This is a genomic window from Armatimonas rosea, from assembly GCF_014202505.1.
GTDB lineage: Bacteria > Armatimonadota > Armatimonadia > Armatimonadales > Armatimonadaceae > Armatimonas > Armatimonas rosea.
Genome location: NZ_JACHGW010000004.1, coordinates 703,478 through 723,875, shown reverse-complemented (window position 1 = coordinate 723,875; position 20,398 = coordinate 703,478). Strand labels below are relative to the sequence as shown.

The 20,398-nt window shown below is 63.9% G+C and carries 18 protein-coding genes and 2 tRNA genes; 9 read left to right on the top strand and 11 right to left on the bottom strand.

What is annotated here, in order from left to right:
* Positions 1-7: 7 nt before the first annotated feature.
* The 5 genes from HNQ39_RS22835 to HNQ39_RS30695 all read left to right on the top strand — a co-directional run bounded on the left by HNQ39_RS22835 (position 8) and on the right by HNQ39_RS30695 (position 3,866).
* Positions 8-1,753, top strand: a complete 1,746-nt coding sequence (locus HNQ39_RS22835) for a LamG-like jellyroll fold domain-containing protein (RefSeq protein ID WP_184202418.1) — start codon at positions 8-10, stop codon at positions 1,751-1,753.
* 77 nt (positions 1,754-1,830) lie between these two features.
* Positions 1,831-1,905 (top strand) — tRNA-Thr (locus tag HNQ39_RS22830).
* Positions 1,906-1,978: 73 nt separating this feature from the next.
* Positions 1,979-3,169, top strand: a complete 1,191-nt coding sequence (tuf, locus tag HNQ39_RS22825) for an elongation factor Tu (protein WP_184202416.1) — start codon at positions 1,979-1,981, stop codon at positions 3,167-3,169.
* A gap of 90 nt (positions 3,170-3,259) precedes the next feature.
* Positions 3,260-3,332 (top strand) — tRNA-Trp (locus HNQ39_RS22820).
* Between the two features lie 93 nt (positions 3,333-3,425).
* Positions 3,426-3,866 (top strand): HNH endonuclease, encoded by a 441-nt coding sequence (locus tag HNQ39_RS30695; protein WP_184202414.1) that lies wholly within the window; start codon positions 3,426-3,428, stop codon positions 3,864-3,866.
* Here HNQ39_RS30695 and HNQ39_RS22810 read toward each other — a convergent pair.
* The 3 genes from HNQ39_RS22810 to hisC are packed head-to-tail and all read right to left on the bottom strand — an operon-like array spanning position 3,820 to position 6,097.
* The gene (locus tag HNQ39_RS22810; protein WP_184202411.1) at positions 3,820-4,176 is read right to left on the bottom strand and encodes a hypothetical protein; all 357 of its coding nucleotides are present in this window, start codon (positions 4,174-4,176) and stop codon (positions 3,820-3,822) included. The two genes, HNQ39_RS30695 and HNQ39_RS22810, sit on opposite strands and share 47 nt — an antisense overlap.
* Positions 4,173-5,003 carry a 3-deoxy-7-phosphoheptulonate synthase gene (gene aroF / locus HNQ39_RS22805; protein WP_221290244.1) on the bottom strand — a complete coding sequence of 277 codons (831 nt, stop codon included), beginning with the start codon at positions 5,001-5,003 and terminating at the stop codon, positions 4,173-4,175. Before aroF ends, HNQ39_RS22810 begins: the two co-directional genes overlap by 4 nt.
* Positions 4,991-6,097, bottom strand: a complete 1,107-nt coding sequence (gene hisC, locus HNQ39_RS29690) for a histidinol-phosphate transaminase (RefSeq protein WP_221290241.1) — start codon at positions 6,095-6,097, stop codon at positions 4,991-4,993. Before hisC ends, aroF begins: the two co-directional genes overlap by 13 nt.
* 60 nt (positions 6,098-6,157) lie before the next feature.
* On the opposite strand from hisC, the gene HNQ39_RS22800 reads away from it, so the two are divergent.
* From HNQ39_RS22800 to HNQ39_RS22785, 4 genes are read left to right on the top strand one after another with little or no spacing between them, the layout of a single operon-like run.
* The gene (locus HNQ39_RS22800) at positions 6,158-7,663 is read left to right on the top strand and encodes an LCP family glycopolymer transferase (protein WP_184202409.1); all 1,506 of its coding nucleotides are present in this window, start codon (positions 6,158-6,160) and stop codon (positions 7,661-7,663) included.
* Positions 7,664-8,695: a DUF3866 family protein gene (locus HNQ39_RS22795; protein ID WP_184202407.1), complete on the top strand. Its 1,032-nt coding sequence runs from the start codon at positions 7,664-7,666 to the stop codon at positions 8,693-8,695. It begins immediately after the preceding gene.
* Between the two features lie 12 nt (positions 8,696-8,707).
* Positions 8,708-9,187 (top strand): hypothetical protein, encoded by a 480-nt coding sequence (locus HNQ39_RS22790; protein ID WP_184202404.1) that lies wholly within the window; start codon positions 8,708-8,710, stop codon positions 9,185-9,187.
* A gap of 1 nt (position 9,188) precedes the next feature.
* Positions 9,189-9,746 carry an NUDIX hydrolase gene (locus HNQ39_RS22785; protein WP_184202403.1) on the top strand — a complete coding sequence of 186 codons (558 nt, stop codon included), beginning with the start codon at positions 9,189-9,191 and terminating at the stop codon, positions 9,744-9,746.
* On the opposite strand, the gene HNQ39_RS22780 is transcribed toward HNQ39_RS22785, so the two are convergent.
* Genes HNQ39_RS22780 through HNQ39_RS22745 form a run of 8 tightly spaced genes read right to left on the bottom strand, consistent with a single transcriptional unit; the run spans position 9,722 to position 20,358 of the window.
* On the bottom strand, positions 9,722-11,455 hold the full coding sequence (locus tag HNQ39_RS22780; RefSeq protein WP_184202402.1) for a hypothetical protein: 1,734 nt from the start codon (positions 11,453-11,455) through the stop codon (positions 9,722-9,724). The genes HNQ39_RS22785 and HNQ39_RS22780 overlap by 25 nt on opposite strands.
* A gap of 9 nt (positions 11,456-11,464) precedes the next feature.
* Positions 11,465-12,154 (bottom strand): sugar transferase, encoded by a 690-nt coding sequence (locus HNQ39_RS22775; protein WP_184202401.1) that lies wholly within the window; start codon positions 12,152-12,154, stop codon positions 11,465-11,467.
* Positions 12,155-12,176: 22 nt separating this feature from the next.
* Positions 12,177-13,376 (bottom strand): glycosyltransferase, encoded by a 1,200-nt coding sequence (locus HNQ39_RS22770; RefSeq protein WP_184202400.1) that lies wholly within the window; start codon positions 13,374-13,376, stop codon positions 12,177-12,179.
* A complete protein-coding gene (locus HNQ39_RS22765; RefSeq protein ID WP_184202399.1) occupies positions 13,373-14,587 on the bottom strand; it encodes a glycosyltransferase in 1,215 nt (404 codons plus the stop codon). Before HNQ39_RS22765 ends, HNQ39_RS22770 begins: the two co-directional genes overlap by 4 nt.
* Positions 14,584-15,663, bottom strand: coding sequence for a glycosyltransferase (locus HNQ39_RS30690; protein ID WP_184202397.1), 1,080 nt, complete (start codon positions 15,661-15,663; stop codon positions 14,584-14,586). Before HNQ39_RS30690 ends, HNQ39_RS22765 begins: the two co-directional genes overlap by 4 nt.
* On the bottom strand, positions 15,660-17,552 hold the full coding sequence (locus HNQ39_RS22755) for a diguanylate cyclase domain-containing protein (RefSeq protein WP_184202396.1): 1,893 nt from the start codon (positions 17,550-17,552) through the stop codon (positions 15,660-15,662). Before HNQ39_RS22755 ends, HNQ39_RS30690 begins: the two co-directional genes overlap by 4 nt.
* Positions 17,549-19,189, bottom strand: coding sequence for an O-antigen ligase family protein (locus tag HNQ39_RS22750; protein ID WP_184202394.1), 1,641 nt, complete (start codon positions 19,187-19,189; stop codon positions 17,549-17,551). Before HNQ39_RS22750 ends, HNQ39_RS22755 begins: the two co-directional genes overlap by 4 nt.
* On the bottom strand, positions 19,186-20,358 hold the full coding sequence (locus tag HNQ39_RS22745) for a glycosyltransferase family 4 protein (protein WP_184202392.1): 1,173 nt from the start codon (positions 20,356-20,358) through the stop codon (positions 19,186-19,188). Before HNQ39_RS22745 ends, HNQ39_RS22750 begins: the two co-directional genes overlap by 4 nt.
* Between the last annotated feature and the right edge of the window lie 40 nt (positions 20,359-20,398).

The window sequence follows — 20,398 nt, the reverse complement described above, 5'->3', positions numbered from 1 at the left end:
CAGACAGATGTACCTAGACAGCGTTCTCGATGCTCGTAGGGGAGGTCGCGAGACCAAGGGAGGCGGCCTGTGGCACGTCCCCGACTTTTCCGTGAGCTTGCTCGTGCGGCTCCAATCCAAGCAGACCACCAACTTCCTGATCGCGGCCGAGCTGGCGACCAAGGAGAGCTGGCGCCTGGTGACAGAGCAAGGAACGGGGTTTCTGACCTTTGTCTCTAGCTCCCGCTATGGGGTTCCCCCGGTCTCGCTCGTCTCACGTGAGGACCTCTGCGACCAAGCATGGCACCAGCTTCGCTTAATGATCTCACAAGACACCGTTCGGATTTTTGTGGATGGAAAGCAGAAGGCCGAGGCGGCGATCAGCCTGCCCGTGGTCCCCCGCGAAGAGACGGGAACCCTCTGGCTGGGCTGCTTTCCGGCGCAAAAAGGCGGCTGTGATGGCTTTCTGGGCGATATCCAGCTAACCCGCGAGGGCAGTATTATCGGTAAGGCGGGCCTAGACCCTGCGGAGATGAAGGTTGTCCCCACCACGTTTAAGGGGGATGTTACGTCTGCGCTACGGACGGTGCCCTGGGCACCGTTTGCTGGAACTCGCTTCACCCGCCCCACAAACAACTCCACGACCAGAGCACCGCAGGTGAAGGTGATCACGTTTCCGGACTACCCAGGCGCATTTGCCGTGTGGGGAGCGCTGGGGAGCGACCTCGGGGGGCAGATCTGGGTCTCGGGAGCATCGCACTACACGGAGGACCAGTCGGCGCAGCTGTTTCGCTACAATCCCGACGACGAGACGGTTGCGCGGGTGGGGGATGTCCTCTCTGAGCTAAAGCGGGTAAAGCTCTACCGCCCTAGGGAGCAACAGGTAAAGGTCCATACGAAGTTTATTGCGGGAAAAGATGGCTTTCTCTACTTCGCCACCATGGACGATCCCCGGCAGGGCTATGTGGGTGAGGAGGCACCCCCGTGGGGCTCGCACCTCTGGCGCATCAAGCCGGGGACGACGAGCTGGGAGCACTTGATGACGATCCCTGAGGGGGTGATCGCTCTTGCGGGCAATGGCACCGACTTGTATGGCCTTGGGTTCCCGCACCATACCCTCTTCCGGTTTGACACCAAGGCGCGGACGGCAACACGGGTGCTGGTCGGGTCTGTCGAGGGGCACATCTCGCGGCACCTGATCTGTGACTATCGAGGGCATGTCTATGTCCCACGGCTTAAGTATGTCCGCCCTAACGATGCTGCTCACACGCTCGTGGAGTTTAATCGCCAGCTGAAGCAGGTCGCGGAGCACCCCCTTCCCAACTACCAGTACGGCGCGGCACAGCAGTGCCACGGCATTATCGCCTACCAGACCCTCCTGGATCACTCCGTTGTCTTTACCACCCACACCGGGCGTCTCTTTCGGATTGTCGTGCCCGCCGCCGAGACGCAGCCCAGTCGTCTGGAGGACCTCGGCTGGTTCCACAACGAGGACCGCTCGTATGCTTCTGGGCTCTATGCGCTCTCGGGGGAAGGGGAGGTTGTGGGGTTTGCTCAGGTGCGGGACCAGTGGAGCTGGGTGCGCTTTGATCTCGCCCGTCGCGTGTCGGTGTCGCAACCATTTCCCCTGAACCCACCCCCAGGCTGGTCGGCGGGGGACTGTTTCCTCTACGGCTGTAGCACGCGCGACGACTCAGGCGCTCTCTACGCGGCAGGGGCGTATCGGAATGCGATGGGGAAGCGCACCCCGATTCTGTTAAGAATTCGTCCCTAATGTGAGAGAGGGCTGAAACCATTGACAAAAATCTGGAGAGGTGATAAACTTTCTCCTCGGTCAGTGATGGCCGTAACGCCCTCGTAGCTCAGTGGTAGAGCACTTCTTTGGTAAAGAAGAGGTCATGGGTCCGATTCCCATCGAGGGCTCCATTCTGGCGCAACGCACTCGGATAGAGGCGTTGCGTCTTTCTGTGTAACGACACTAAAAGGAAGCTGAAGAATTATGGGAAAGGCAAAGTTTGAGCGATCGAAGCCTCACGTAAACGTGGGGACGATCGGACACGTGGATCATGGCAAGACCAGCCTGACAGCCGCGATTACGACGGTTCTAGCCAAGGCGGGTGGCGCGAAGGCGATGACCTACGAGGCCATCGACGCTGCACCCGAAGAGAAAGAGCGCGGAATTACCATCAACACCGCGCACGTCGAGTACGAGACCGCGACCCGGCACTACGCCCACGTCGACTGCCCCGGACACGCCGACTACATCAAGAACATGATCACCGGTGCTGCCCAGATGGACGGCGCGATTCTGGTCTGCTCCGCTGCCGATGGCCCCATGCCCCAGACCCGTGAGCACATCCTGCTCGCCCGTCAGGTCGGTGTGCCCTCCATCGTGGTGTTTTTGAACAAGGCCGACATGGTCGATGATCCTGAGCTTCTTGAGCTGGTTGAGCTCGAGGTTCGTGATCTTCTCTCCAAGTACAGCTTCCCCGGCGACGACACCCCGATCGTGGTTGGCTCTGCGACCCAGGCGCTTGCCGGTGACCAGGGTGAGTACGGTGAGCCCTCGATCCTGCGCCTGATGGACGCGGTGGATGCCTACATCCCCACGCCTGAGCGTCCCAAGGACCTTCCGTTCCTGATGCCTGTCGAGGACGTCTTCACGATCACCGGTCGTGGTACGGTTGCGACGGGTCGTGTGGAGCGTGGTCAGCTCAAGGCGGGTGAGCCGCTTGAGATCGTGGGCCTTAAGGACACGACCAACACGGTTGCGACCTCTATGGAGATGTTCCGCAAGACGCTCGACTATGTCGAGGCGGGTGACAATGCGGGTGTTCTTCTTCGTGGTGTGGACCGCAACAAGATCGAGCGTGGTCAGGTTCTTGCCAAGCCGGGCTCCATCAAGCCGCACACGAAGTTCGAGGCGGAGGTCTATATCCTTGCGAAGGAGGAGGGTGGTCGTCACACCCCGTTCTTCACGGGTTACCGTCCTCAGTTCTACTTCCGTACGACGGACGTGACGGGTAACATGGACCTTCCTGAGGGTGTTGAGATGGTGATGCCCGGTGACAACGTCACGATCAAGGGCGAGCTGATCGCTCCTATCGCGATGGAAGAGGGTCTTCGCTTCGCGATCCGTGAGGGTGGCCGCACGGTTGGTGCGGGCGTCGTCTCCAAGATCATCGCCTAAGACTTTACTCTGTCCGGCTCTGGCAACCCAGAGCCGGACATGGTAGAATCTACCACCGTACGGAAACGTATCGTGTACTAATTAAATAATGGGAGTTTAGCTCAGCTGGTAGAGCGCAGGTCTCCAAAACCTGATGCCAGGGGTTCAAATCCTCTAACTCCCGCCTTGAAAATGACCGTAGAAATGCGGTCATTTTTGTTTTATAGAGCATTCCGTTTTGTCGATTTTTCTGGAGTAGCGCGTATGGAGGTTTCGTATGCGTTTGAAAATTCGCCCTGTTTGCCTGTGCCGAGATTGTGAAAATCGTGTTTCACGACCTGGATATCTCTATTGTAGCAATCGTTGTCAGCAGGAGCACCAACATCACGAATACGTGAAAGCCTGGCTGGCCGGGGAAAAAGATGGAGCCCGAGGAGTGGTAGAGGTTTCATACCACGTCAAGCGATGGCTCAAAGATACCTACGGCGAGAAGTGTTGCCAGTGTGGCTGGGCGGAGAGAAACTTGAATACGGGGCTCATTCCTCTTCATCTGGACCACATCGATGGCAACTGGCGCAACAACCGGCCCGAGAATCTGCGCTTGCTCTGCCCGAACTGTCATGCACTGACGGCGACCTATGGGGCTCAGAATCGGGGCAATGGGCGCCCCTTTATTGTCCAGAAAAAGGCGGTAGCTGGCGATCTAGGAGCTGCTTGAGCTCTTTTACCTTGGTCGCGTGGCCGTAGAGCTCCACATGGCTCCCCGTAGACTTGGGCGTGACCGTCGCTTTCACGGTGACCGAGGACCAAGGGAGCACGGGGATGCTATAAGTGCCCGTGTCGAGGCCGGGCTTACCGCCGAGCTTGCTGGCGGCGGCGGCGACAAATTTTTCTGTCTGTGGGGGGGGCATGTCGTAGTTGCCACCCATTCCGACCGTGGCGGCGGCGGTAAGGACGGTCAGTCCGATCAGTGTGGAGAGGGCACAGACCGTGAGGGCCACAAGCAGGCCCAGGAGTCGTCGTTTCATGCGATCCCCCGGTTCACGGCGCTTGCGATGGGGGCTAGCTCGGTCATGAGGGTAGCGAAGCCCTCGGGGGTGACCTGCTGGGGACCGTCTTTGAGGGCCTGCTCGGGCGCGGGGTGAACCTCGATTAAGAGCCCGTCGGCCCCAACCGCGACCGCGCCGCGACAGAGTGCTGAGACCAGCGCCGAGCGGCCCGTGCCCTGCGACGGATCGACGATCACCGGGAGGTGGGTGAGGGACTTAAGGGCGGCAACTGCGGCGAGGTCCAGGGTATTGCGGGTGTAGGTCTCGAAGGTGCGGATGCCGCGCTCGCAGAGGATGACATTGGGGTTGCCCTCCAGCAGGATGTACTCCGCCGCCTGGAGCCACTCCGCCAGGCTCGCCGACATGCCGCGCTTGAGACACACGGCGGTCTGGGTCTTGCCGACCTCCCGGAGGAGGTCGTAGTTCTGCATGTTGCGCGTCCCGATCTGGAGGATATCGGCGTAGCCGCAGACCAGCTCCACGCGGCGCGGGTCCATGACCTCGGTGATGATGGGGAGGCCCGTCTCGGCCTTGGCCTCCGCGAGAATCTCCAGGGCCTCGATTCCTAAGCCTTGGAAGCCGTAGGGTGAGGTGCTAGGCTTGTAGGCTCCGCCCCGCAGGACGGTGGCTCCGAGCGCCTTGACAGCCCGTGCCGTGGTCAGGGTCTGCTCACGGCTCTCAACACTGCACGGGCCGGCCATCACCACGACGGGGCAGCCCTCGCCGATTTGCACCGAGCCGACCGTGACCACGGTTGGTGTCGGGTGGTGCGTGAGGGAAGCGAGGGGGTAGGCTAGCTCAGGCACGCTTCCAGCGCCTCCAGGAAGCGGGCGTTTTGCTCGGGGGTGCCGATCGTGACGCGCAGGTGGGTGGGCAGGTCCTTGGGGAAGGCACGGACGATAATTCCCTGCTTCAGGAGCGCGTCGAACATGGCTTTCGCGGGGCGGCCGGTATCGACCACGATAAAGTTGGCGCGGGTGGGCACCCAGCTCAGGCCAAGCCGCTGAAAGCCCGCGATGAGCTGCGCGATTCCCTCGTCGTTGTTTTGCTTGCTCCGGGCGATAAACTCCGTGTCGGTGAGGGCGGCGGTGGCAGCGACCTGACCGGCAAGGTTCACATTAAAGGGCGAGCGTCCCTGGTTGAGCAGCGCGATCACATCCGGGGCCGCGACTGCGTAGCCAACCCGGAAGCCCGCCAGGCCATAGAGCTTGGAGAATGTCCGCAGGCAGATCACGGGTGCACCGGCCGCGAGGTAGTCGAGGGCGCGGGGGAGCGACGGATCGTCTTCGACATACTCGGCGTAGGCCTCGTCCAGCACGAGAAACGCGCGGGGAGGGAGGGCCGCGAGGAGCGTCTCCACATCGGCCTTGGAGATCACCGAGCCCGTGGGGTTGTGGGGGTTGGCGACAAAGACCAGGCGTGTTTTCTCGGTGCAGGCGGCGGCCATCGCGGCGGCATCGTGGCGCAGGTCGCCGGGGGTGAGTGGTACTTTCACCGTGGTGGCACCAGCGAGGGTGGCGGCAGCTTCGTAGAGCACAAAGGTGGGGTCGCCGACAATAATCTCATCGCCGGGCTCTAGGAAGGTCAGGCCGAGCAGGTGAATGACCTCGTCGCTGCCGTTGCCAAAGATCAGGGAGTCGGGGGAGACTCCGTGCTTCTTTGCCACTGCAAGCCGTAGCGTGTGGCAGGCACCATCGGGGTAGAGCGCAAGGGTCGGTAAGACGGTCTGGAGTGCAGCGATTCCGGCGGGCGAGGGGCCGAGAGGGTTCTCGTTAGAGGCCAGCTTGATGACATCGCCGACAATGCCCAGCTCACGCTTGACTTCGTCGATAGGCTTACCCGGCTGGTAGGGAATGAGGCGCGAGATACGGTCCGAGACCGCGAGGCGTTCAGGGTTCACGCAGAGAGTTTACCTCACGGGGGTAAACTTCGGAACGAATTAAGGATATAATAACGTATAGTGAACGGACGAAGTAAAGTGAACGGAAAAACACCTCCCCCCCCACAACACCGCCGTGCAAGCGCCCCTGCTCCCTTACCTCCCGTGGGGCGGCGCACGGGCCGCCGACGGAAGCGCGGCAACCCCTTGGGGAAGCTCCTCGGGCTGGGGGCTCTTGCCGCCGTTGTGGCAGGAGGCATCTGGGCGGGCAAGATGTTCCCAAAGCTACTTCCGGGCAGCAGTGTCCGTGATATCTTAGATCTCTACAACAACCCCGCGAAGTTCTTCCCCAAGAAAGACCAGATCACGGTCCTGCTCATTGGCAAGGACTACTCCTACGACAAGAACTACCAGCGCTACACGGGGAAGTCGAGCCGTGCTGACTCCATCATGCTGCTCTCGCTGGACTTCAAGACCCGCCATGTCTCCGCGCTCTCCATTCCTCGTGACACCCGGGTGCGAGTCGCGGGCAACACAGGCAAGATCAACGCCACCCTGAGCAACGATACCTACCCAGGACGCGGCGGCCCCGCGCTTCTCTGTGAGGCGGTCGAGGATATCACGGGAATCAAGCCCGACTACTACATCGCCGTGAAGCCCGATGCCGTGGGGAACCTGGTCAAGGAGCTGGGCGGAGTCGATGTGGAGACGATCGACGCCATTGAGTACAACGACTTCAAGGCGGGGCTCCATGTCAAGCTTCCCAAGGGGCCGGTGCATATCGCCACCGCCGATGAGGCCATTGGCTACTGCCGCTATCGTGAGATCGACCCGTATGTCCGCAACGCCGATGGCTCCGCTGTCTTTGTTGGTAAGGATAGCCGGGGTGTGCCTCTCTTCAAGCGCAAGTCCCCGGCGGAGATCTCCGCGCTCAACCAGTGCCAGGAAAATGGCGACACGCGCCGGATGGTGCGCCAGCAGAACATGATCCGCGCGATGATCGCGTCGGGGAAGCGCCAGATCCTGCACGCCGACACGCTCGTGGACACGGCGCTGAAGCAGTTTGACACCAACCTGGAGCGCCCGCAGATCTTTGCGATCGCCTCGCTCTACCGGAACACCCAGCCGGATCAAGTGGCCTCAGGAACGCTGGCAGGGGCGTTTGAGAAGCACAAGCCCTTCTTCTTCATCCCGGACCGCCGCAAGACCGAGGCGCTTGTCCAGTGGCTGGTCTACGGGGACGAAAAGGCGGCCAACCGGGTGACCACGGTCGCGGTTCAGAACGCAACCGATATCTCGGGGGCGGCGCGCCGGGCGGCGGAGCTGCTACGCGCCGAGGGGAACTTCGATGCCGACTATGTCACCGATGGCCCCAAGACACAGGCCACGGCCACGACTATCCAGTTCACACGGGCGGTCAACAAGCCCCGTGCGGAGATGATCGCCAAGCTCCTCGGGGGGGGGACGGTAAAGAAGGACCTGGGGCCGGACCGGAGTGGAAGCCTGAGTGAGAATGTTCCCGATATCACGGTTGTCTTGGGCAGCGACCTCGCTCCCCGCCTGGGCGAGCAGTCCGCGCTCCGCTAGATGCCACGTCTAGACCGGCGTCTCGCGCGCGTCACGACCATCGAGCGGGTGACAGCCACGGCTCTGTGGGGGCGCGCTCGGATCGACAGTGAAGCGCCAGAGCGTGCCATCGTGGCCTACCCGTCGCTGACTGGCCCGCTGGCGGTGGGTGACTGGGTGCTCCTCAATACAACCGCGACGGGGCTTGCGCTGGGCACGGGCGGCGTGGACTTTGTGATCGCGGCGTCCACGGAACCCATCCCTGTGTCCCTTCCCTCCGAGCAAGAAACAGGCGATGAGCACATTATCAAGCTACGCTACACGCCGCTACAGCACGCGGTCTCCGTGGTGGAGCAGAGCGCCGACTGGGACGAGACCACGACGCTGAGTGGGCTGCCCGTGGTGGCCTGCTTGCTCCATAGCCAGGTCGCGCTGGTGGCGGCGGCGGTGAAGGCGGCGGCTCCGAGTAAGCGAATCGCCTATGTCATGACCGACTCCGCCGCGCTTCCTCTCGGATTTTCCAAGCTCGTGGCGCAGCTCCGGGCGCTGGGGCTGCTCGATGTCACCCTGACCTGCGGCCAGGCCTTTGGCGGCGAGCGTGAGTGCGTGACGCTACCGTCGGCGCTGCTGGCGGCGCGATCGGTGGAGAAGGCCGATGTGGTGATTGTCGCACCAGGGCCGGGGAACGCAGGGACGGGCACCCGCTACGGCTTCTCCGGGATCGAGCAGGCCTGGACCCTCTCGGTGACCGCCGCACTGGGGGGCAGGGCGCTCTGCTGTCTCCGGGCCTCGTCCGCCGACCCCCGTCCGCGCCACCAAGGGCTCTCGCACCATAGCCGTACCGTACTCGCCCTCGCTGGAACCTGCCCCGAGGCCGGCTGGCCCCACGACACGCCACTTCCCGAGAATCTTTCAGCCACCCCACTCCTCGCGGACCCGGAGCCGGGGCTGGCACTACTGGAGAAAAACCACCTGAGAGTCACGAGCATGGGACGAACCGCGGCGCAAGACCCGCTGTTCTTTCGTGTGAGTGCGGCTTTTGGGTGTCTGTGATACACTATGTCAATGCTCTTTACGCCGGATGACCCTGAGTTCGCTGCCCTGGAGGCGCGCTTTCGCTGGTTTGAACATGTCCTGCTCGCAAGCTGGAACGAGATCGAGACCCCCGACACACTCCCCGACACGCTCCACTGGCTGGGGCTGCTCCCCGATGGAACCGAGCTGGATATCGAGGATGTCGAGTGCAGCTTGGCCTACCAGTCGGACTCGGGCTACACCGCGACTGTCTGGGATGCGAGCGGTGTCGAGGACGATCTACCTTGGGCGGTGTTTCTTGTCGATGACCTTGGGGCGCGCTTTTTACCGGAGTACAGCCTCTTTGACGGCGAGGACGAGCTCCCGGAGTCGGCGCTGGAAGACGTGCTGGCGAAGGCGGAGCGAGAGCTGCCGGATCGACTACTGGCGGGAGAGTTTGACCGAAGCGGAGAGCCGCTACCGATTCCAGGCTGGCTGACAAGCCCGGTCTTTATCGAGGAAGAAGCATAAAATGGACCTAACAGAGACAGTGACAGAGAGCCAGCGGCTCTACGAGGGGCGCGTGGTGAGCCTGCGCCTAGACAGCGTGCTCTTGCCCAACGGCAAGCCCGGCAAGCGCGAGGTGGTCGAGCACAGCGGCGCGATTGCCGTCGTCCCGCTCGATGCCGAGGGCAATGTGCTCCTGGTGCGGCAGTTCCGTCTGCCGACCGGGGGGACCCTGCTGGAGGTTCCGGCGGGCGGGATCGAGGCGGGCGAGGACCCCGCGCTCGCGGCAGGGCGTGAGCTGGCGGAGGAGATCGGGTTTGTACCAGGGAAGCTGACTCCGCTCTATGAGGCCTATGTCGCGCCGGGCTACTGCACCGAGAAGATCTGGGGCTACCTCGCCGAGGACCTCACCCCCGCCCCCGATGCCCACACCGATGCCGATGAGTTTGTGGAGACCGTCCCGCTACCCCTCGACGATGCCCTGGCCGCGATCAGTGACGGGCGCATCCTGGACATGAAGTCGGTCGCCTGCCTCACCATGGCCGCCCGTGTCCTGGCTCAGCGTGGGATCGCGCGGATGTAGTCCATGTCCCAGAAGAGGGCGGAGTAGTCGTTGCCCTGCTGGGGCTCCTGGATCGGGGTGACCTGGAAGCTGCGGATCGAGGCGATCAGAGAGTCGGGGTAGGAGACGTACTGGCGCAAGGTCTCCCGCTCGTTGTTGGGCATGAGCTGGGTCAGTGCAAAGAGCCCCAAGACGCGGCGGTAGGTATCGCCCCAGGCCTGGAGCGCGGTGTCCTCGGGGCGGTCCCAGCGCAGGTTTGGGGTCAGGCTAAAGCCGACAATCTCTTTATTGAGCCGTGCTTCTACTTCCTGAAAGTCGGTGGAGCTGGTGGGCAAGAGCGTGACGGGCACGTCTGCGTACAGCGCCATGGTCTCGGGCGCATCGGCAGCGAGGACGCCGTCGTGGCTGGTCTGGAGGCGGTCCAAGTACGCGCCACTATTGCCTAAAAAGGCGTAGAGCCGTATCGGGGCGGGGGCGGGGCGGAGGGCAAGAAGCTGGGCCAGCCCCGCGCCACAGCACAGGACGGTCCAGGCGAGCCGCACCCCGCGTGCATGGAGCCGAGGAAGCCGCCGGGCATGGATCGTGGTCTGCAGAAACGCCGCCCCGAGCACCGCAATCGCCGGCCCGTAGAGCAAAAGAACACTCGCACACTCGTCGGCGGGGAAGAAGAGGCTCAGGGCGATCAGGTGCACGGGAATCATCAAAAACAGCAGGCGACGGAGCCGGTTGAGGCGCTGGTCGGTGAAGCGCATCAGCCCCGAGGTGATAAAGAGCAACAAGCACAGCCCGACTGTCCCCAGCGAGCGTGGCAAGAGCTCGACCAGTGTGCTGGCGGACTTGGACAGTACCTCCAGAAAACCACCGTGGGTCAGGTAGGTGCTGACCGTACGGGGGAGCGAGACCGCATGGTAGAGCGCGGTTCCGGGGTGGGACTCCGTGCGCATGATCAGCTCGATCCCGCGGCTGTGGTAGAGCGGGTTGTGCGCAAACTTCTGGGCACGCAGGAGCTGAGGCGCGGCCACGACTCCCGCCGCCACGACGAACGCCAGCACCGCGCGAATATCCCGCCGCGTCGTGACCACAACCTGCCAGAGCAGAAACGGCAAGAGCAGCAGTGCGGAGTACAGCGACAGAAATAAGAGCCCCCAGAGCGCTCCCGCTGCCAGGGCGAGCCAGAGCGACGAGCGGCTACTACTACTGGTCACATCGAGCGAGACGAGGGCCGCGCAGAGAAGCCCCCCGAGGATCGCCAGGAGCAGGCCGGGACCGGGGAGAACGGCTGCCAGGAGCGCGCCGCCGCTCCAGACATAGAAAAACGCCGCCAGCTTGTTGTCTCGCTGCGGGAACCAGCGCCGGTAGAGCCAGAGTGTCACGAGCCCTCCCGTGAGGAGCAGCCCCATCCCGAGAAGAGTCGCGGCACGCTGGCCCTGGCCGCCCTGGGTCTCGTGGAGCACCTTCATCGCAACCGCTGAGAGGCCAGTATAGAGCATCCCATGGCGCATGTCCGGGAGGGCACCGTCCCCAAACGACGTGAGGCGCGCCACGTCAAGCGGGCGCAGGACAGGGGTACCAAGGCGGTTGTGCGCGGCGGTGTAGCGTGCGGTCAGGAGCTGGTCAAGCGCACTCTCGGGCAGGGCGATCGGCGCGTTGAGGCGTGGCAGCAGCACGACGCAGGGAAGCGCCAGCAGGAGCAGGGTGAGGATATTACGAACCAGACGGCCCAGGCGCATGGTCGGTGCCTAGTAGGCTCCCTGGCGCTTGAGCACACTCACCACGGTTCGCAGGAGGATCTCGATATCCATCCCGAGCGTCCGGTTGTCGATGTAGTACATGTCCAGCTTGACGCGCTCGGCGTAGGAGACATTCTGACGACCACTCACCTGCCAGAGCCCGGTCAGGCCGGGCTTGACCGAGAGGAGCTTGGCGGCGTACTCGCCGTACATCTCCAGCTCGGGCGGGGAGATCATGCGTGGGCCCACCAAGGTCATCTGCCCCCGGAGGACATTAAAGAGCTGCGGGAGCTCGTCGAGGCTGGAGCGCCGCAGCTTGTGCCCGACCTTGGTCACCCGGGGATCGTCGCGCAGCTTGAAGTCCTTTTGGAACTCCGCCATCAGCTCGGGGTGCTGGGCGAGAAAGGCATCGGCGTTGGTGATCATCGTGCGGAACTTGAAGGCATCGAAGCTCTGGGGCGTGCCCCCTTCGTACTGCTGGTGCGAGAGGACCCGTCGGCGGTGCAGGATCGGCCCGGCGGACGAGAGGCGAACGAGAATGGCAAGAACGGAGAACAGGGGGAAGAGCAGGACGAGCCCAAAAAGCGAGCCGGCAATATCAATGAGACGCTTCAACGTAAGGTAGAGCATGTTGGTGTTGGGGAGCGCAACGGGGGTAACCGCTACCTTGGTCTGAGGCGAATAAACCTGTGATTCCATTCTTATGTGATCTCGTTCCTGCTTATACACGGGGTGTTGTCTGCTGTTTCTCTCGGGCGTAGAGCTCTAGAAAGGCACCTGCGCTACAGTCCCAGCGGTGGTGGCGCTCGACATAGCGGCGTGCGGCCTGCCCTGCAAGCTCGGCCTGGGCGGGGCTCTCCAGGAGCGCGAGGCAGGCGGCGATAAAGTCCTGAGCTCCCTCCGCGACGTTCAGTCCCCCCTCGGTAATCGCGCCTGGGAGAGCGCGGCCCGCGATGGGGGAGGCGACTACGGGGCGGCCCATAGCCATTGCCTCTAGCGCCTTGTTCTGAATTCCCACCCCGATCCGCAGGGGGCAGATCGCGAGGCTGGCGCGGGCGATAAAGGGGCGCAGGTCCTCGACATAGCCCGTGACCGTGATCGCGGGGTCGGCAGCCAGCGCACGCACCGCCGCCGACGGCTCGTTGCCGGCGATGGTCCAGCGCAGGCCCGGACGCGCCCGCTTGAGCGTGGGCCAGAGCTGCGCGGCAAACCACAGCACGGCATCGTCGTTGGCCCGGTAGCTCATCTTGCCGCTGAAGATAATCGTGTCGGGCTCGGGGGCGAGTTTGGGGTTGGGCTGGAAGTAGTCCAGATCGACCCCATTGGGAATGACATGGAGCGGTGGGCGGGTTCCCAGTGCCTGGAGCGCGGTCGCATCGTACTGGCTTGTGACCCCGATCGCATCGTAGCCGGCGTAGGCACGCGGCTCCCAGCGCCGGAGCTTGAGCCACTCCTCCCCGGCGAGTGCCCGGTCCTTTAGTCGTTCTCCTTGGTCAAACATCTGGCGTTGGAGCGCGGTGATACAGTCGACCGCATCGAGCACACAGGGCAGGTCTCCCAGGGCAGAGCGGACAGAGGCAGCGCGCAGGTGTTCGACGTGCGCGGCATCGAATTGTTCCGCCTGCACTAAGCGGCGCACGGTCGCTCTCAAGGCGGGGGTGTCGCAGTAGGCCACCCAGAGCGGCTTGGGGCTCGGGAGCGCCGCGATGCAGCGGAGGGCGGCGGCGGGCTTCTCTAGTGGGACGAGATGGACACTCTCACAGAGCTCGGCCAGCTCCGCACGGCTTGCCGTGGAGACGGGAGCATCTTCCAGTGCGACCAGGGTGATCTTGCAGCCACGGCGGGCCAGGTGCCGCAGGAGCTGGTAGGTGCGGACGCGGATCAGCGACGGCACATACGGGGTGACAAAGAGGAGCTTCATCGCGCAAGCACCTCGCTGTAGTTCTGGCGGAGCTGCGTACCGATGGCGTCCCAGCCGTAGCGCTCCTCCATCAGGCGGCGGCCGTTGGCGGCGAGGCGTGCGGACAGGTCCGGCTCCGAGAGCAGCCGCAGCGTCGCCGCCGCAAACTCCTCCGCCGTCTCTGCTAGCAAGATATGCTCGCCGTCTCTCACATCAATCCCTTCTGCACCAACCGTCGTTGAGACCGTTGGCAGGCCCATCGCCAGCGCATTGAGTATCTTCACCCGCATCCCCGACCCCGAGCGCAAGGGGACGATAAACGCACCGCAGTCCTCCCCATAGGGCCGCACATCGGGCACCGAGCCCGTGACCGTCACCGCCGGGTCCGCCGCGAGGGCAAGGACTTCGTCGGTGGGCCGCGCCCCGACAATGGTCAGGCGGGTGTCGGACTCTCCCGCTTTGATCTTCGGCAGAATCTCCGCGCAAAACCAGCGCATCGCGTCAATATTTGGCGGCCAGTACATCGTTCCGATGGAGACAAGGGTCTTCGAGGCGGGTTTTCGGGGGCGCGGAGCGAAGTAGTCGGTGTCCACGCCAATGGGTAGCGTGTATATTCTACCCTTATTTGGCCCAAGTAAATCCTCTAGCGTGGTCTTGTCTTCGTCGGAGACCGCCAGCGTCCGATCGGCGCGTCTGAGAGCACCGCGCTCGAACTCCCGCAGACGCTTCCACTCTCCCGCGGCGTAGACGCGCCAGAGCGGGTTCTTTGCCGTCTCGGCGAGGCGCTGGGGAATCCGGTACTCGACATTGTGCTCATCGAGGATCACCTTGACACCCAGCGTGGCGGCGGGGACAAACTGCGCCATCTGGAGGTGGTCAACATGGAGCGCGACATAGGCTCCCGTGGCCAGCTCCCGCGCGACCGCGGCATGGAAAGCGGGGGTGTTGTCCCGCGTGACAATAAACGACTCGCCGGTCAGAGGGGCTCGTCCCGCCGCAAGCGCATTGCGAACCCGTGTCCGGTGGATGGGGATCGCCTCGACTCCGCCCACGCAGAGTTCGCGCAGCGGCTCGGTGTTCTTGGCCTCGTCGGGGGTGCGGATCAGGGCCAGCAGGGTGATATCGTAGGCCTGCGCGAGCTGACGCAGGACATGGTAGGACTTGATCTGCCCGCCGCCGTCGAGGGGCCAGGGGAGCAGGTGCGCCAGAAAGAGAACCTTGGGCTTGCTCACGCGCCGACCTCCCGCCAGAGCGCCAGCGTGCCCTCCGCCATCGCCCGGAGCGTGTAGCGGCTTGCCTGCACCGTGCCGCGCCGGGCATGCTCGGTCCAAGCCGCCGGGTCGGTGAGGAGGCGGCGGACGGCCTGAGCGAGCTGCGTGGGCTGCTCCGGGTCGAAGTAGAGGGGCGCGTCCCCGAGGATCTCCGGCATCGGCAGAGCGTGCGAGGCCACGACCGGTGTCCCTGCCTGCATCGCCTCTAGAGGGGGCAGGCCAAAGCCCTCCAGGCGCGACGGAAACACAAAGACACTTGCGCCGGCGTAGGCATCCGAGAGCGCCTGGTTGTCGAGGCTACGCAGGAGCTTCACCCCTTTTAGCCCACGCCGTGCCACCTCCGCCTCGGCCACCTCCGCTGTCCGCGCCGACGTACACACTAGCTTCAGAGTCGGTGCCAGGTCTGCCAGGAGCGGTAGGGCATCGTAGACCGCCTCGATATTCTTTCGGGCGTCCGGTGCCGCGATCGCCAGGATCGAGTTCTTCTCATGCCGCACTCCCGCGCTTGGTAGGGGAAGTGTCAGTCCAATCGGGACAATCGGGAAGCGCTCGGGGCTCCCACCCAGCACCGATGCCAGCTCCTGCGCGGCACCGTGGGAGATCGTGAAGGTCTTGGTCGCCCTCTGGGCGGAGTGGCGCATGAGCGTGGTCCAGTAGCCATTGAGCACACGCTGCCGGAGCGAGCGCTGCACCTTCCCTTCCCACGGGTAGCGCTTGAGCAAGAGGGCATCGTAGAGCAGGAGAAGGGTCTTGCACGAGAGCCCTAGCGGCAGGTAGTTTACGGTGCCGTGCACGAGCTCGGGCTTGTCGCGGCGCACTTGTTGGGCAAAGAGCCAGAAGTCGGTCTTGAGGCGCGATGGTGAGAGCACGCGGGTCTCGAAGGGAAAGGCTGTCTCGGTCGGGCGGTCTAGGTAGAGGAGCACCTCCACATCGGCCGGCTTCACCTCCGCGAGCCCTCGCACCAGCGCACTCACGTACGAGCGGTAGCCGCCCGCCTGCGGGTGCGAGAGCGGGCGCGCATCGATCACCACCCTCACGCCGCGTGCTCCGTCGCCGCAGACGGCTCCTCCGCCCAGCAGATCCGGTTCTTCCCTTGTGCCTTTGCCTGCTTTAGGGCTGCCTCCGCGCGCTGGGTGAGGGCTTCGAGAGTCTCCTCGGCGTGTGCCTGTGCGATTCCCATGCTCAGTGTCGTTTGCTTCTGAGGAAACGTCAGCTTGTTATTCTGAATGAAGTAGAAGATCGCCGCGTTGACCGCCTCCCCGAGCTTCTGTGCCACGGTCGGGACATGGACGCTCCACTCGGAGGTGAGAATCAGGGCAAACGTCCCACCGCTCGTTCTGTAGACCTCCATGCCGCGAAGGGTGGACTGCAAGAGCACCTCCCCAACTCGCTGGAGCAAGCTATCACCCATTGTCAGTCCATTGGTATCCATGAAGTCTTTGAGGTGATCGATATCCAGAGCAAGCACGGTCGCACCGTTTGCAGGCTCGTGCCCCCGCAGCGGAAATGCCTCCCAATGCCCAACCCCAGTCAGCGGGTCTGGGTTTTGAAGGAGAGGGGGTGCCCAGGCCACACGCCCAATCCCAAGGCGCTTGGCTACGTCGTGGGCTAGGTCGGCACGCTTCAGGAGGGACTCACCCGTCTCTGTCGGCTCGGAGAGCGCAATGCCGATATGCACCCCAAGTGGGCAAGACGAGCCGCCAAGGTTGTTGGCATCCAGGAGCTCCTGGAGTGCCACAGGAATGTTCTCAACAAGAGTCTTGGCGTATGCATCGAGCTTTGCAGACTCGGCATGGGGGATCAGAATAGCAAACTCATTGCTCCCGATACGGAAGTAAGCTGCGCCTGCGGGGAGTGAGCGCTTGATGGTAGCAACAAGGTCACACAGGACTTGGTCGCCGAAGCTGTGCCCGTACTGGTCGTTGAAGTAAATCAAACCGTCTTTATTGAGATAGAGGAGTGCGGTTCCTGGGGAGAGCCTGTTCAGTGCTCTCACTAGCGCCTTCTGGTTGTGGGCACTGGTCAGAGGGTCGCGCTGGTTGAGGCGTGCGAGGGTAACGTTTGGATCCGTGGGCGGCGTTTCTGTGTCTGCCTGCTTGCTTCGTCGGAGCGGGGAGAGGAGATAGCGCCCCGTGGCGACGGCGCTGGGGGGCAGCGCGCCGAGGGGGCCTTGGGTGAGGCGGAAGAAGCGCAGGCTGGAGCGCCACATGCGCTGACGCGTGGCCTTGGGAACCGCGCGGCTGGAGCCGCCACCTAGGTGGATCACGACCGATGCGGGGATGAGAAGCGTGGTGCCGCCGGTTCGCTTTTTCAGGCGGTGGCACCACTCGGTCTCCTCGCTGTACATGAAGAACTTCTCGTCGAGCAGACCGGCCTTTTGCGCTGCGCTCGCACGGACACAGAAGACCGCCCCGCCTACCCAGTCACAAGCAAAGGGGGCGAGGGAGGTGCGCGTGGCCTCGTCGAGGAGCTGCGTGTCGGTGTAGGGGCACTGGCCGCGCTCTAGGGCACCGGAGAGCTCGCTCTGGAAGCTGGGAAAGCGTGCCCAGGAGTGCTGGAGCGTGCCGTCGCCATTGAGCAGCAGCGAGCCCGCGACCGCCGCCTCGGGGTGGGCGTCCATTGCCTCTACCAGCCTTTCCAGGGCACCGTCGGGGACCAGCGTGTCGGAGTTGAGCAGGAGCCAGTAGCGGCCCTTCGCCTGCTTCAGCGCGAGGTTGTTGGCCTTGGCAAAGCCCAGATTCGCACCCGTCTGGATCAGCGTGACGTTGGGAAACGCACTCGCCACGAGCTCGGGGCTGCCATCTGATGACGCATTATCGGCGACAAAGACCTCGGCGCGGGCGACATTTTGAATGCTCTCCAGGCAGTCTTTGAGGAGCGCTTTCGTGTTCCAGGAGACAATCACAATCGAGAGATCGGGGGTCATGGTCTGCCCTCCGTGGGGCGAACCCAGTGCGCTTGGGGCCGGGGTTTCTTGATCCCCTTGCCCGTCGCGCTCGCCCAGGTGAGGCCGCGCAGGCGCGCCAGCCCGATCCCAAACCCCGCAAAGAGCCAGACATAGACCGTCCCGCCAAACGAGGCCATCGCGCCGTTGTGGTAGCTAGGAAAGATATAGTCCCCCAGGAAGGTGGCGGCAAAGATCCCCCAGCACCCGGCGTAGGTCGCCAGGAGCCAGGCCTTCTCCCAGGTCCCCGTAGGCAGAGCCCTCCAGAAGCGGTAGAGAGTCATGAGAGTTGCGCCTTGGAGCCAGAGAAGGGCGAGCAGGCCCAGCCAGCCGAGCTCCGAGAGGGTCTGGGCGTAGGTGCCGTGCGCCGATGTAAAGGTCGTGGAGTTCCAGACGGTCGGGGAGCCGTAGTGGTGGTTGTAGTTCTTGTAGTTGCCCAGCCCAACCCCGAGTGGGAAGGCATCGGCGTACTGGAAGGCAGCGCGTAGCATCCGGCTTCGGTCGTTCTCCAGGGCACCGATCTCCTGGCCACGCAGGGTGGCGACTCCCCAGTTCATGTGCCCGCCCGCATAGAAGTTCATCTTGTAGAACTTGTCCCAGAAGTAGCCAAAGTTCAGCAAGACAATCGCCGCGATCACGCCCACTCCGATCCAGAAGAGCTTGCGGCGGGCATTGAAGACAACTATGGCGAGCGCCAAGCCGCCGGCAAGCCAGCCTGAGACCCACTCCGCATTTCGGACAAACGCCCAGCCAAAGATCGTCAGCGCGACCGTGAGCATCACGGCCTGCTGCCAGCGCTTGCCGATCCCCGAGACCGCCAGCGCTGCCAGCACCCCGACAATCATCATCTGGGGAAAGGCGCCGTAGCCCTGCCCCGGAACATAGCGCGCCAGCCCGACCGGGTGGTCCATGTTGTTGGTCTTGGTCTGAAGCGAGAAGAGAAACAAGAGCACGCCGGCGGCAATAAACATCGCGGCCATGCGGCCCTTTCCGCGCGGCGTGACCACATTGGCGACAAGAAGCAGGCCGCCCAGCGCCAGCACCCGGAGGATGTTCTCAAGGACGTTCACCGCTATCGGGGTAGCGGTGATCAGGCCACGCTCGATATTGCTGTCGGGGAAGAGCAGGCTGTGGATGGTCGACCAGGCGCAGATAAAGAGATAGGCAAAGATCGGGGCGGTCAGGGGGGTGCGGAAGAGCTTGCCATCGGGGCGGAAGAGGCGCCGCAGCCCCCAGGCGGAGAGGAGCAAGACCAGGCCGATCTGGCTGAGCGCGAGCCCTTGCTCCCCACCGCCCCCCTGGCCTTGGGCAAGGCCGGGGGTCTTGAAGAGGAACCAGCAGGCGGCGATAAAGAGGGTCACGCCCACCTCCAGGTAGCTGGCGACCGTGATCACGCCCACCATCCCCAGCACGACAATGGCAAGCCAGATCAGGCCCTTGGTGCCCGCCCCCGACGCCAGGACGCCCCCGATTCCCAGCGCGGTCCCAATCACCAGGGCGCTCCCGAGCAGCTTGAGTTTCTGCTCCGCTCCCTGGCTGATGAGATCGCGCACGGGCCGGTCGGAGTCGTCGCCCCAGATCGTGGCCTCGTCGTAAAATTCTTCTCTTGCCTTACTCATTTTCTTGCTTGCACGAGGTGCTCCGAGAGTGCCTCCACGATCACGTCCCAGTCGTAGCGCGCCTCGACCAGAGCACGGGCATTGCGGGCGAGCCGCTGCCGTAGCTCAACACTCTTGAGGAGCGTGATGGTCTCCTGGGCAAAGGCCTCTGCGGTCTCTCCCAGGAGCAGGTGCTCGCCTGCGACGCTTCCCTCCAGCCCCGCCGCCCCGATTGGCGTGGCGACTGTCGGAAGCCCTGCGGCCCAAGCCTCTAAGATCTTCAGCCGAGTCCCGCCGCCCGCACGGAGCGGGACGACACAGACCTGCGCCACCGCGAGCGTGGGGCGCAGATCGGGGAGAAACCCGGTCAGGGTCACGTGCGGGTGGCGACAAAGGCTCTCGGGAGCTGCCTCCGCCCGCCCCGTCACAACCAAGTGCGCCTCGGGGACCTGCTCTTTAATCTTCGGTAGGATCGCCTCCACAAACCAGAGTACCGCGTCACGATTCGGGCCGTACGAGAGGGCACCGTTGTAGATCAGCCGCCCCGGGACCGTCTCGCTGAGATTGGCAGGGGTAAACTCAGCGGTCGCGACCCCGTTGGGAACGACTAGAGTCGCCTTCCCCGAGACCCGCTCGACCGCCGCCGCCTCGGCCTTTGAGACCGCAGTGAGTGTGTGGTAGCGCCGGAGCCGTCGCCCCCAGTAGCCCACCCCCTTTTGGTACGTCAGCCAGCGGGCCAGGCGTTCCCGCGGCTGGCTTGCCTGCCGCCAGGCGTGCTCCAGGCCCGAGACCTCGACCTGGTCCAGGAAGACCGGGCAGGGGAGGGTCTCGGGGAGGTAGGCATCGCTGCCCAGCTCCATCGCCAGCACGGCATCGGGCTGTAGGGCGAGCTCGGCCTCAATCGCGGCGACAAAGGCGGGGTTGGGGGTCTCCAGGATCGAGCGCGGCACCGACGAAAACAGAGCCCGGAGGGCACCGGCCTTCCCGGTCGCGCCGGGCTGGTGCCAGAGCCAGGGGACCACGGTCGTGGGAATGCCGGGGGGAACCTCGCCGGTTGCATCGTCCTGCCGCCCGACAATCAGCCGGACCTCGTGGCGCTGCGTGAGCCGCTGGATCAGGTGCCACGCCCGCAGGCGCGACCCATTGTCGGGCGGGTAGGGGAACCAGGGAGAGACGATCAGCAGCCGCATTTCAGGGGTATTGTCGGTCAAAACCTAGGCGGCCAACACC